A 13,106-nucleotide genomic window follows, 5' to 3' on the forward strand; every position below is an offset into this window, starting at 1 on the left:
GTTATCTTGGGGTTTCTTATATATAGAGATGTACTTTATTCAAAAAAAACAAGCAGGTCATTTTCTTAAAATTAATAAAATTCATCTTATAACAAGTTTATATCGTTTTTATTCATGTTAAAGGTTTGGTTTAATATACTCATACAGACATTTAGTGTTATCTCAATTTGTAGGGTAGGAATCACCATGACTAAGCCTTTTGCATGCTCAATCAAGCACATTCGTTTTGATGAAAACTATCAGCCTGCCAGCAGCACGCGCATGACGACCAATTTTGCCAATCTGGCGCGCGGCGAGCAGCGTGAAGACAATCTGCGTAAAGCGTTGACCATGATTAATAACCGCTTTAACGCGCTGGCACATTGGGACAACCCCAATGCCGATCGTTATTCGGTCGAAGTCGACATTGTGTCTGCCAACATGGATATCGAGGGCAATGGCGATGCGTTCCCTGTGATTGAGATGCTACAAACCACCATCGTGGACCATAAAGAAAACAAGCGCATCGATGGCATGATTGGCAACAGTTTCTCATCTTACGTGCGCGATTATGATTTTAGCGTGGTGCTACTGGAGCATTTTAATAAGCATCCAAATACCAAAGCGCCTGACGACTTTGGCGACTTACACGGCAAATTGTTTCAATATTTATTGAACTCAGAGGCCTACAAAGCCCACTTTAACAAACAGCCTGTGATTTGCTTGAGTGTCTCAACCAGCAAGACCTATTATCGTACTGCCAATCAGCATCCAGTATTGGGCGTAGAATACAAGCAAGATGAGTACTCATTGACCGATGATTATTTTCATAAGATGGGCCTAGTCGTACGTTACTTTAAGCCTGAGGGCAGCGCTGCACCATTAGCGTTTTATTTTGCGGGTGATTTGACCAGCGACTATACCGATCTTGAGCTGATCAGCGCAATCAGCACGATGGAGACGTTCCAAAAGATTTATCGTCCTGAGATTTATAACGCCAATTCAACGGCAGGTCAGGTCTATCAGCCAAGCCTAAAATACCAAGACTATTCGCTCACGCAGATTGTCTATGACCGTGAAGAGCGTAGCCAAATGGCGGTCAAACAAGGCAAATTTACCGAAACGCATTTTATCAAGCCTTACCAAGATATTCTTGAAGCATGGGCAGCCAATTACGCTGTAAACAAGAACGTCGCTTAAAAAATCCAAATATAAAAGCGCACGCTATAACACCTAAAATAGAGAAGACAATACGACATGACTTTATTATTACCAACATCGACCGCTGGCAGCTTGCCAAAACCCTCTTGGTTGGCAGAACCTGAAAAAATTTGGTCGCCGTGGCAACTTGACGGTGAAGAATTGCTTCAGGCAAAACAGGATGCGCTGCTAGTATCGCTACAAGAGCAAGTGCAAGCAGGCGTCGATATCGTCAGTGACGGTGAGCAGACCCGTCAGCATTTTGTGACTACATTTATTGAGCACTTAGACGGCGTCGATTTTGAAAACCGTAAAACCGTTAAAATTCGTGATCGCTATGATGCCAGCGTACCGTCAGTGGTTGGTGCCGTGAGCCGCCAAAAACCTGTGTTTGTAGAAGATGCCAAGTTTTTACGTAAGCATACTGACAAGCCGATCAAATGGGCGCTGCCAGGGCCGATGACCATGATTGATACCTTGTACGATGGTCACTACAAAAGCCGTGAAAAACTGGCATGGGAGTTTGCGACGATTCTTAATCAGGAAGCCAAAGAATTGGAAGCGGCTGGTGTGGATATTATCCAATTCGATGAACCTGCATTTAATGTATTCTTCGATGATGTCAACGACTGGGGTATCGCTACGTTAGAGCGTGCTATAGAAGGACTTCAATGTGAGACAGCAGTACATATCTGCTACGGTTACGGCATCAAAGCCAATAACGACTGGAAAAAAACGCTGGGCTCAGAGTGGCGTCAGTATGAGCAAGCGTTTCCTAAACTGCAGCAGTCAAAGATCGATATCGTATCTTTGGAATGTCAAAATTCGCGCGTACCGATGGATTTGATAGAGCTCATCCGCGGTAAAAAAGTGATGGTTGGTGCAATCGATGTCGCCACTAATGATATTGAAACTCCTGAGGAGGTAGCCGATACGCTACGCAAGGCCTTACAATTTGTCGATGCGGACAAGCTGTATCCCTCGACCAACTGCGGTATGGCGCCGTTGTCTCGTGAGGTGGCACGCGGCAAGCTACATGCGCTGAGCGCTGGTGCGGCAATCGTGCGGCAAGAGCTGAGCGTTTAGCAAAACTTAACAAGTTCTGGCTTGTTTAAGCTTATGAGTGGCCTCAGTTAACAAGGTACTTATAGATTTAACGTTTCTCAGGATTGTAGTAATGATAAAAGATATGATTGAAGCCACTGATTTTAGAGATGCCATGGCGCTATTGCCCACGGCGGTCAATTTGATCACCACCAATGGTCCGTCAGGCACTCATGGGTTTACTGCCTCGGCGGTATGTAGCGTCACTGATACACCGCCGACACTGCTGGTGTGTATGAATCAAGCCGCGCGCTCGCATAGGCATTTTGTGGATAATAAAGTCTTGAGCGTCAATGTGCTTGGTGCCCAGCATGAACACTTATCCAATGCTTTTGCTTCTAAACTAAGCTCAGATGAGCGTTTCGAGCAAGGGGTTTGGACTGAGCTTGTGACAGGCGCGCCTATCCTGAAAGATGCGCTAGTGAGCTTTGATTGTGAGATTGAGCACATTCAAGAAGTGGGTACGCATAGTGTGCTGATGTGCCGAGTGGTCGCTATCAAACCTCCAGAATCCCCAAGCGGGCAAGATGAGAGTTTAGTGTATTTTAACCGTGCTTATCATTACGTCGGTCAAGTTGAGCTTGTATAAGTCATAACTGGCATTAATATAGAGCACTTGCTCAGAAAATAAATCTATATAAGAAGACACTATCCCGTGGAACTACTCATTTTTTTAATCATAGGTGCACTAGCAGGTTTTGCGGCCGGGCTTTTCGGCGTGGGCGGTGGCACCATTATCGTACCGCTGTTATTTATCGTCTTTACCCAAATGGGCTACGATGCCGATACCATTATGCATCTGGCTTTGGGAACGTCGCTTGCGACCATCATCGTCACCTCGATCAGCTCCTTGATGGCGCATAATAAAAAGGGCGGCGTCATGTGGCCGGTCTTTAAAAATCTAGCACCTGGTTTGGCGCTAGGGTGTTTTTTGGGAGCAGGGATAGCAGGGCAAATATCAGGGTTATATCTGCAGCTGATTGTCGGGGTGTTTTTACTGTGGGTCGCTTATAGAATGTTTACCGCTGGTAAAAGACGTACACATATGAGTGATGCGAGTCATACGCCTGTGGTATTACCGTCTAAACCCAAGCAACTTGCGGCAGGTGGTATTATTGGTGTGGCTTCGGCCATTTTTGGTATTGGCGGTGGCAGCTTAACGGTGCCGTATCTCACCCGTTATAATGTGGTCATGCAAAAGGCGGTAGGCACGTCGGCGGCGTGTGGTTTGCCTATTGCCATTGCTGGTGCGCTCGGCTTTATGTTCTTTGGTATGCAGCAGCAAGTTGATGTACCCAATACCATTGGCTTTGTGCATATTTATGCCTTTTTGGGCATTGCGAGTATGAGCTTTTTTACCGCTAAAGTTGGGGCAAAAGTTGCTCATATGCTCTCACCACCCCTGTTAAAGAAGTGCTTTTCGGTATTGTTATTCGTAGTGGGACTTTATTTTCTGTATAAAGGGTTATTTTGAAGATTTGGATTGGTGTGTTTGAAATATGAAGACTAAGAACGATATGATATTGCTTAATATTGAAAATCACGCCTAGTTTAGTAATCTGTTATAAAATGCTACTTTTCTTACTTGCTGTGACTGCGTCTCCAGAGGCTGCGAAAAATAGCGTTTAATCTTGCTATACCATTTTTATAATGGTTTCACTATAACATCCATTATATTCTTAGCGGTTTTCTTTGGTTTAGAAGCTATTAGACTTGAGACTGTCAGGTAAGCTTCATTAACTATAGTTAGCTGAATGTAAAACTGTTATGGATTTAAACGCGCTACTGGTATAAATTTTACTTGCGTGCTGCGTTCCCAGAGGCTGCGCAAAATTCATCCCAGTAGCGCTATGACATTTTTAGAGTGTATTGACTATATCGAAAATTCTATCTAAACATCAAGAATGATGCAGGTTGTGGTGGCATGAGCATACAACTTGCCATCAGGCCCTACAATTTTTCCTTCAGCAGTTGCTGTTCTTCGACCAGCATGAATGACTTTACCTTCAGCCCGTACTAAAGGTGTTGCCACTGTCAAAGCTCGCACCATATTTACTTTTATCTCTAAAGTTGTATAGGTTTTTCCTGCTGGTAAAAGGGTATGTACAGCGCAGCCAACAGCAGAATCTAAAAGCGTACAAAACCAGCCACCATGGACTGTACCCAATGGGTTGTAATGATGACGCTTTGGACGCCCTTGAAAAACGGCAATACCTTTTTCCATATGAATAGGAGTGTAGTCGAGCGTTAGACCAATAGGAGGATGAGGCAGCTCTCCTGCAAACATAGCGTTAAAAATGTCCATACCGCTGCGAGTGGTTAAGTCTGATAATGGAATGACGTCAGCGTCACCTAGCTTTTCTCTAATGAGTGCTTCTTCTGTTTCCCATGTTGCTATAGTTTCTTCAACATTCATTTTCAATTCCTTAAAACGATAAATAAGAGGTTAGCTCATTCTTATAAAGACCAAAGTTTTATCAATTAGTGTTCTTGATGTTTGCTTTTATTTTTAAAATACATCGTTACATAGCCGATTAACCAAAAAGCACATATTGCTTGAAACCAGATAAGACTGTGCATGGTGATCGTCATAATATTATCAGTCTCAACGTTGTAGTGTAGTAGTGACAATAAACCCATCAAGGCATACAAATAAAGCCACCAATGCCCCTTGCTCATCTGGCTTTTGACAGCCACGATCAAGCCGTAGATACCGATTGGTGTCATGACGAACCAAAAAGCATCTACCAGATGAGGGGATAACCAATCAGGCTCAGGATAGTGGTCAAAATAAACCACATTATGAACATAGTGCAAAATGCTCGAGAACACATTAAGTAATACAATGAAAATTAAGGTCTTATAATGTTTGTAACGATTTATCATGGTGTACCTTGTTGATCGTCTCTAAAATATCTTGCCAAATATGAGTGTTCTTGCTTCTAAAATAGCCAAAATGCCCAATTGATTGGTCTGATCCCTTGCTAATGGTATAGCGTTTAAAAGTGATGGGTTGATCGCTAGTCACATTTTTCCAAAAATTATGCAGGTTGCGTTCAGTGCAGATTTCATCATCATCGGCAGTGAAGACGAAAGTTGGCACATTAAAATTCTTGTAAGTCCCAAGGGGAATGGTTTTCCCATAGAATTTATCTGAGAAAAACAGCTCTTTTTCTCGGCACCAAGCCCCCCATTCATCTGTAAAACCAGCTGGCAAATCTTCCATGAGTTTGAAGCTTTTAGCCGGCACATAATTAAAGACTTTATTACTAAGCGGGGCTAAAAAACGGAAAAAGAAGTTAGCCTTAAGACGATAGCGAAGCGGCATATAGCTAAAGTATCCTGCTGAGACAGCCACTGCAATTAGAGCATCTAATTGATCGGCGTTATGAGCCAGACCTACCTGTTGACCACCAGTACTATGACCCACACAATACAAGGGTAAATCCTTAAATAGGCGCTTAGCTGTATCGATGGCAGCTGGAATGTCATAGCGCCCAATATCAGAATACTGGTAATGACACTCCTTTAGATGACTTATTTTAGAATCGCAAAACCCTCTATAGTTCCAAAGAATGACATGAAAACCATGCTCTCTTAAGTATTTAGCAAACGGCAAATAATAAGAAGTTTTAGTAGCGGTTCCTGGATTTATTAGAACAACGGCCTTAGGGTTATTCGCTTTATAGAGGGTTGCACGCAGCTCGACGTTGTCGTCCGTCAGAATATTTATATCCATAAAAGAACCTACTTGTTGTTAATTAACGCCTACTATAAACTATGGACATTACTCCACAGTCAAGCGTTAATTGAGGGTGCTCGCTAATGAATATAAAAGAATTAACTGAAACAGTCGGACTAAGCAGAGATACCATTCGTTTTTACGAAAGGGAAGGATTAATTTCGTCACCATCTAGAAAATCTAATGGTTATAGAGATTACGATAACAGGATTGTAGAACAGCTCAATATGATTATTATGGCGAAGGAGTTAGGTTTCACCTTAAAAGAGATTAGAGAGCTAACAGAGCTATTGTATTCAAACAACCTGACGCAATCACAAATGGGTGAAAAGCTTCTAGAAAAAAACAAGCAAATTGAAGTTAAGATTCTAGAGTTATCTAAAATGAAAGCGTTAATAGATGATGCATTAAAAGGCATGTGTTCTTATAAGGATAAGCTAGCGCTTTAATCTAAGTTATGAAAGGTCCCGATACAGTACCTCCAGGTCTCAAATCATCTAAACCAATATCATGGGATAAAATTGACCTACTGCTATTTACTGCCTCAATCTTGTACTTTGCTTAAGGGAACTCAGACTTCATGAACTCAGCTATCTCTTCCTTGGTTGCTGACATAGGCCTATAGTGGTGTGTTCGTTTAGTCTTGTGACCAAAGACACGGTGAGATCTTCCAAGTGAGAATATATCAGCTATTTTGACAAATGGCTGATAATCTTTCGAAGACTCAGTTGTTGTGGGTCCTTTTCTATTTTTGTTATTCACAAAAAAATCCTTTGCCACCTCGTTGATACAAGATAGCAAAGGATGAATCCTCACACAATAGTGTGACGGGTAATTTATTAATAAAAATTATAATAAAATCAATAACTTGTATTACTCAACCGTCACTGATTTGGCAAGATTGCGTGGCTGATCGACATCAGTACCGCGCATCACGGCCACATGGTAAGACAGTAGCTGTATGGGTACGCTGTAGACGATAGGGGCAAGCGTCTCGCAAACTGCTTTAACATATACTACATGTAGGCGGTCTTCAGCATTGATGTGACTATCTTCACTAGCAAAGACGAACAGTTCGCCGTGACGGGCATGTACTTCTTGCATGTTGGCTTTGAGCTTATCGAGCATACTGTCTTTGGGTGCCAGCACGACGATTGGCATGTCTTTGTCAACAAGCGCTAGCGGACCGTGTTTGAGCTCACCTGCGGCGTAGCCTTCAGCGTGGATATAAGAGATTTCTTTGAGCTTCAATGCGCCTTCCAGAGCGATAGGGAACTGTAGACCGCGCCCTAAAAATAAGCAGCTTTTCTTATCTTCAAAGTGCTCCGCCATCGCTTTGATCGGAGCATCAAGGTGCAAGCTGGCATAGAGTTGACCGGGCAGCTTTTGTAGCTCGCCAAGTAAGGTGCTTAGGTTTGCGCTGTCGATACGCTGCTGTACTGCGCCTGTTTTTAAGACCAATAGCATGAGTGCGACCAGCTGGGTGGTAAAAGCTTTGGTCGATGCTACACCGATCTCAGGACCTGCAAGGGTCGGCAAGAATATGTCTGTCTCGCGAACCAAGGATGAGGTAGGCACGTTACATAGTGCTAGACTAACCAGTCCTGCTGGGTTTTGTTTTTTGATCTCACGCAGGGCTGATAAGGTATCGGCTGTTTCACCAGACTGAGAGATACAAATCACCAGCGAGTTGTCGAGTACTACAGGATTGCGATAGCGGAATTCACTAGCAACCTCAACAGAGCAGGATAGGCGCATCAAGCTCTCAAACCAATATTTAGCAACCATCCCCGCATGATAACTGGTGCCGCAAGCGATGATCTGTACATGCTGTACGCCTGATAATTGCGCTTCATTGCGTGCTAAAAAGTCATCACGCAGGGCTGATGCTTGGCGGTTATCAATCGCCATCTCAAGCGTACGCGCGACTGCATCTGGCTGCTCATAGATTTCTTTGAGCATATAGTGCTTGAACTCGCCTTTGTCAGCATTATGCTGCTTGGCATCGATTTCATGCACTTCGCGGCTGACTTCCTCGCCATTGACATAGACTTTAATACTGTCACGGGTCAATTTGGCAATATCGCCTTCTTCTAGGTACATAAAGCGGTTGGTGACTGGCAGTAGTGCCAGCTGATCTGAGGCGATAAAATTTTCACCAATACCAACACCGATGACCAAAGGCGAGCCTAAACGTACCGCGGCCAGCTCATCTGGTGTGTCCACGTGAATGATGCCTAAAGCAAATGCACCATGCAGCTTAGGAATCACTGCGCGTACCGCTTCTAGCAAATCATTGGTTTGCTCATAAATGTCATGAATCAGATGTGCCACCACTTCGGTGTCGGTCTGTGAGGTAAACTCGTAGCCTTTAGCGATGAGCTCTTTTTTGAGTTCAGCGTAGTTTTCGACGATACCATTGTGAACGACGGCAATCTTACCAGATATGTGCGGATGGGCATTGCGCTGTGCAGGTTCGCCATGCGTGGCCCAGCGAGTATGAGCGATACCAATATGCCCATCAAAAAAATCGGTACTGGCTTCAACCGCATTGACCAAGGCTTGAACCTTGCCCACTTGACGCTCGCGATGTAGCTCACCATCACGAATGACGGTTAAACCAGCCGAATCGTAGCCTCGATATTCTAGACGCTTAAGACCTTCAAGCAAGATATTCGCAATATTGCGTTCAGCAACTGCGCCAACGATTCCACACATGGCATCTCCTTAAATTTGTTTTTTAATAATTCAATATATGATGGTACAAGACTAATAAGTGTCGTTAGCTACCAATGCTCAGTTATTAGCTCAAAAGTATGATGAAGCAGTACTACCACGATTGCCGTACTGCTTAGGTTTACTCAAGAATGACGACGATTGATCAAACTTTCAATAAATCAGTTATTTTTTAGTCGGTCGTTGAAAGTCATTTTTTTGTACCTGACGAGCTCGGCCAAATGCTAAAGCACTACTATCAACGTCTTTGGTAATGACAGAACCTGCAGCGATGGTAGCCGTATCTCCGATGGTTACTGGCGCGACTAGGCTTGCATTGGAACCAATAAAGGCATTATCTCCAATGATGGTCTGCGACTTGTTGACACCGTCGTAATTACAAGTAATGACACCTGCACCGACATTGACGCCTGTGCCGACAGTTGCATCACCGATGTAGCTTAGGTGATTTACTTTACTGCCTTGACCGATTGTTGATTTTTTGATTTCAACAAAGTTACCGACTTTGCTGTTGTCAGACAATACCGTATCAGGACGCAGGTGTGCAAAAGGTCCTATGTCGACACCAGCTCCGATGTCAGCGCGATCAATCACACAGTAAGGCTTAATATAACAAGCATTGCCTATCTGAGCGTTTTTGATGACGCAGCCTGCTTCAATATAGACATTGTCGCCTAAAGTGCAGTCGCCTTCAAATACCACATTGACGTCAATAAACACATCTTGTCCGGCACTCAACGACCCGCGAATATCCACGCGCGTGGGATCGGCAAATTGAACGCCCGCTTCTTGTAGGTCGGCGACTATCTTGCGTTGCCACGTGCGCTCTAGGCTTGCGAGTTGTTGGCGGTTATTAACCCCTTCAATCTCAAACGTATGCTCAGGCTCAATCGCGGCAATCGTAATACCATCAGCGACGGCCATTTTGACGATGTCAGTGAGGTAATATTCTTGTTGCGCGTTATTGTTAGAGAGCTCTGGCAAATACTTATGCAGTAGGGCGTTGTCTACGCAGTAGATACCACTGTTGATCTCCTTAATATTTTGCTCGTCAGCACTGGCATCTTTTTGCTCAACGATGGCTTCAATGTTGCCGTTTTGGTCACGTTTGATACGACCCAACCCGAACGGATTATCGACAGTCAACGTCAGCATAGACATACCGTCAGTATTGGCAGCTTTTAAAGCAGCTAATGTCTGGCAGCTGACCAATGGCACATCACCATATAGAATGAGACTTTTCCCTGATTTCGGTAAATCAGACAGTGTCACTTTGACCGCATGACCTGTTCCTAACTGCTCAGTTTGAGCAACCCAAGTAAACGACGACTGTGTATATTGGTTGGTAATCTCTGACTTTACCTGATCACCGCCAAAACCATGGACAATGATGGTTTCATCAACAGTGAGCTGATTGCAAGTATCTAATACGTGGGCCAATAATGACTTACCAGCTAGGGTCTGCAAAACCTTTGGCTTTGCAGACTGCATGCGAGTGCCTTTACCGGCCGCTAAAATAATCACAGAAAGAGGAGATGTCATAATAAGCCTACAAATGTAACAAAATATAATGTTGAATTATAGCGTAAAAACTTGCACAAAAAAAATTATGACGTGCAAGCTTTGTAACTTGAATACTCAAAACTTAAGCAAGCAAAATCAAATACGTAAGATGGCTAAACCGAAGTAATGATTTCCGCGGAATAATATTAAAAAGACATAAACATCATCACAATGATGTAAATAATCAACCAAATCACTGCTGCCATAACCCCTGCAATAATGTCATCCAACATTACCCCAAGGCCACCCGCAACCTTTTTGTCTGCCCAACCAATCGGTGGTGGCTTTAAAATATCAAATACGCGAAATAGGATAAAAGCAGTCGGTAGCCAGCCCCAAAACATCGGCAGAATCATTATCGACAAGGTATTTTCAGACGTAGGAAATACATATGATAATATATAAGATAACGGCAATAGGGTAATCCACATGCCAGCCCATTCATCCCACACAATATGCGGATCATCGTGTACCTGCATCAACTCAGACGTACGCCCGCAAATCCAAACACCAACCAAACACGACAAAATCGTCAAGATTAAAAAAGGAACGAAACCCAAGCTCATAAGCGGCACGCCCACAATCAGACCACCAACCGTGCCCCACGTACCGGGCGCGCGTCGAGGTAGGCCGCTGCCCAAACCTAGTCCGAGCCAATAAACCATGCGGTCAAGCATACTGGCACCGATTGGTAGAGGCGGGCAGTCATTTGCTTGTCGAATATCAGGCTTAGATAAGTGTTGATCAGTCATGGATTAGCCTGTGAAATGTTGATAACCGGTGAGATTAGGCCACGTAGAGAAGGGGGTAGATTGAGTCGGTGTGACTGGCTGATTTTGATAAAACAGTTCAAGACGTGAGTGATTAGGCGATTTGGCATCTGTCGCAATAGAATCTGCGCGCGCAACGATTTCTCCAATACAAGTGACAGGCGTATTAGAAGTAGGTGGTTCAATATGTGCAGGCAAGGTAAACGCCAATTCGTAGTCATCGCCACCCGCTAATTGACATAACAAACGCTCAGATAACTCTACCGTGGCTAGTGACTTGCTACTCGGTAATTGATCTAAATGAATACGCATACTGACTGAGCTTTGCTGACAGATATGTCCAAGATCTTGATAAAGACCGTCAGAGATATCGATCATCGAGGTTGCGCCAGCTTGTGCCAAGGCGGCACCTAAGGCAATGCGCGGCGTCGGCATGTGCAAGCGATGCGCCAGTTGCTTACCAATAGGGCTATCGGGGTGCTTGAGGGCATAGGCAGCATCACCAAGGGTGCCTGAAACATAGATTTTATCGCCAACTTGTGCCCCTGAGCGATAAACAGCTGGTGTACCTGCGGCAAGCAATCCTTGCGCACTGACACTCAGCACCAATTGCGCACTGCGCGTGGTATCACCGCCAATCAACGTCACGCCAAACAGCTGGCAGGCATGAAACAATCCTTTGGCAAATGTCGTGAGCCATTCATGATTCGCTAGACGCTCAGGCAATGCCAACGCTAGCAAAATACTATGCGGCGTCGCGCCCATCGCTGCAATGTCTGAAACATTAACCGCAACAGCTTTATAACCAATTTCAAACGCAAGCTTATCTACTTGTGCAAAGTCAGCATGAAAGTGACGCCCTTGAACCAATGTATCAATGCAGCTAACCAAGCGTGATCTTGCTGGCAATGCCATCACAGCCGCGTCATCACCGATACCTTTTTCGATGCTGTTTTTAGTACCAGCCGCTGCGCTCTGTGCCGCTTGCCGCTGCAAAAATATACGCTCAATCAGCTCAAACTCGTTCATAACTAGTCTTAGTCTTTGGTATCGTTAGCGCTTTTCTTGCTCGCCTTGAAGTCACTGATATTGGCACTAGCTTTACTGGCACTACTGCGTTTAACGTTAGCTTTGTTAGCGCTGATACGTGGCTTATTTGATGCAGTCGGCGCATTATCGATCGCGCTTTCTGTTTCAGCAGCCGCTTCGATATTGTCAGCTACCGTTACTTCAGCCGAACTCGCTTCAGATTGTTTAGCCGCCGCTTTTTGTGACGTACGTAGGTTGGCATTGGTATCTGCTTGTACCTCTAAAGCACGTAGCTCACCAGCCATTTTATCCAGTACCGCATTGATCAGTTTGTGAGCGTCAGTCGCGCCAAAGTGATTATTCAGCTTCATTGCTTCATCGAGTACAACCTTGTAAGGAATCTCCATACGGTTTTGTAGCTCGTACGCACCAATCAGCAAAATAGCGTGTTCAACCGTATCTAACTTATCAATCTCACGATCAAGGTGTTGGCTGATAAGCGCGTCTAGGGCGTCGATCTGCTCTGGGATATCGCGCATCATTTCGTGATAGTAGCCGATATGGACGGTGTGCATAGCGTTGGTTGCGCGCGTGCGTGCCGCGATATCATGCGGCGCATTGTCTTTCCAGCCAAGCTTGCCATCTATATCAAAGCGGCGGTCGGTGACAAGCCACTCGTATAGACCTTGCATAGCAAAGCGGCGCGCCTTACGGATAGCGGTATGACTGGTCTTGTAAGAAGACTCACTCATATCGAAGGTTTGATCACCTGCACTACTGCTCGCTATACGGGTAGCTTCAGCTTGATTGGCTTGTGCGGTTTTCGCAGCGCGAATCGCGCGCTTGAGTTGGTCAGTCATAGGGGGTCTGTACCTAAATTTTTTGAGATGATACCCAGTCAAAATATAAATTAACAAAGTAGCTTTTTAGCTTTGTTTATTTAAAACTTTAAAGAGTATAGAAATACGGCGAAAATTCAAAAA

12 protein-coding genes and 1 pseudogene are annotated in these 13,106 nt (G+C 44.4%); 5 read left to right on the forward strand and 8 right to left on the reverse strand.

All coding sequences use genetic code 11. The annotated features are described in order from the left end of the window. The first annotated feature begins 186 nt into the window (after window positions 1-186). The 4 genes from GYK50_RS00705 (at window position 187) to GYK50_RS00720 (ending at window position 3,757) form a co-directional block, all read left to right on the forward strand. Window positions 187-1,179, forward strand: coding sequence for a DUF1852 domain-containing protein (locus tag GYK50_RS00705; protein ID WP_071002731.1), 993 nt, complete (start codon window positions 187-189; stop codon window positions 1,177-1,179). Window positions 1,180-1,236: 57 nt separating this feature from the next. Further along, window positions 1,237-2,265, forward strand: coding sequence for a methionine synthase (locus GYK50_RS00710; protein WP_212564082.1), 1,029 nt, complete (start codon window positions 1,237-1,239; stop codon window positions 2,263-2,265). Window positions 2,266-2,368: 103 nt separating this feature from the next. Beyond that, window positions 2,369-2,872, forward strand: coding sequence for a flavin reductase (locus tag GYK50_RS00715; RefSeq protein ID WP_201587532.1), 504 nt, complete (start codon window positions 2,369-2,371; stop codon window positions 2,870-2,872). 66 nt (window positions 2,873-2,938) lie between these two features. Continuing rightward, window positions 2,939-3,757, forward strand: coding sequence for a sulfite exporter TauE/SafE family protein (locus GYK50_RS00720; protein WP_071002733.1), 819 nt, complete (start codon window positions 2,939-2,941; stop codon window positions 3,755-3,757). A gap of 417 nt (window positions 3,758-4,174) precedes the next feature. Here the strand turns inward: GYK50_RS00720 and GYK50_RS00725 are convergent, their stop codons facing one another. The 3 genes from GYK50_RS00725 to GYK50_RS00735 all read right to left on the reverse strand — a co-directional run bounded on the left by GYK50_RS00725 (window position 4,175) and on the right by GYK50_RS00735 (window position 6,022). Next, window positions 4,175-4,699, reverse strand: coding sequence for a PaaI family thioesterase (locus GYK50_RS00725; RefSeq protein WP_058023454.1), 525 nt, complete (start codon window positions 4,697-4,699; stop codon window positions 4,175-4,177). Between the two features lie 65 nt (window positions 4,700-4,764). Then, window positions 4,765-5,082: a hypothetical protein gene (locus GYK50_RS00730; protein ID WP_252962747.1), complete on the reverse strand. Its 318-nt coding sequence runs from the start codon at window positions 5,080-5,082 to the stop codon at window positions 4,765-4,767. Between the two features lie 61 nt (window positions 5,083-5,143). Further along, complete coding sequence (locus tag GYK50_RS00735; protein WP_071002736.1) at window positions 5,144-6,022, reverse strand: alpha/beta hydrolase family protein; 879 nt, start codon at window positions 6,020-6,022, stop codon at window positions 5,144-5,146. 86 nt (window positions 6,023-6,108) lie between these two features. Here GYK50_RS00735 and GYK50_RS00740 point away from each other — a divergent pair, with 86 nt between their 5' ends. Continuing rightward, window positions 6,109-6,474, forward strand: coding sequence for a MerR family transcriptional regulator (locus tag GYK50_RS00740; protein WP_071002737.1), 366 nt, complete (start codon window positions 6,109-6,111; stop codon window positions 6,472-6,474). Between the two features lie 424 nt (window positions 6,475-6,898). On the opposite strand, the gene glmS is transcribed toward GYK50_RS00740, so the two are convergent. From glmS to nusB, 5 genes and pseudogenes are all read right to left on the reverse strand, one after another. Next, window positions 6,899-8,743: a glutamine--fructose-6-phosphate transaminase (isomerizing) gene (glmS, locus tag GYK50_RS00745; RefSeq protein ID WP_071002739.1), complete on the reverse strand. Its 1,845-nt coding sequence runs from the start codon at window positions 8,741-8,743 to the stop codon at window positions 6,899-6,901. A 183-nt stretch (window positions 8,744-8,926) separates the two neighbouring features. Then, window positions 8,927-10,303, reverse strand: coding sequence for a bifunctional UDP-N-acetylglucosamine diphosphorylase/glucosamine-1-phosphate N-acetyltransferase GlmU (gene glmU / locus GYK50_RS00750; RefSeq protein WP_093070089.1), 1,377 nt, complete (start codon window positions 10,301-10,303; stop codon window positions 8,927-8,929). A gap of 167 nt (window positions 10,304-10,470) precedes the next feature. Then, window positions 10,471-11,076, reverse strand: a complete 606-nt coding sequence (locus GYK50_RS00755) for a phosphatidylglycerophosphatase A family protein (protein WP_093070092.1) — start codon at window positions 11,074-11,076, stop codon at window positions 10,471-10,473. 3 nt (window positions 11,077-11,079) lie between these two features. Beyond that, the gene (gene thiL / locus GYK50_RS00760; protein ID WP_093070094.1) at window positions 11,080-12,123 is read right to left on the reverse strand and encodes a thiamine-phosphate kinase; all 1,044 of its coding nucleotides are present in this window, start codon (window positions 12,121-12,123) and stop codon (window positions 11,080-11,082) included. 11 nt (window positions 12,124-12,134) lie between these two features. Then, window positions 12,135-12,983 (reverse strand): annotated as a pseudogene (gene nusB / locus GYK50_RS00765) (transcription antitermination factor NusB); the annotation flags it as partial. Window positions 12,984-13,106 lie beyond the last annotated feature (123 nt).

The sequence above is a fragment of the Psychrobacter pacificensis genome, assembly GCF_018336615.1.
In the GTDB taxonomy this organism is placed as follows: Bacteria; Pseudomonadota; Gammaproteobacteria; order Pseudomonadales; family Moraxellaceae; genus Psychrobacter; species Psychrobacter pacificensis.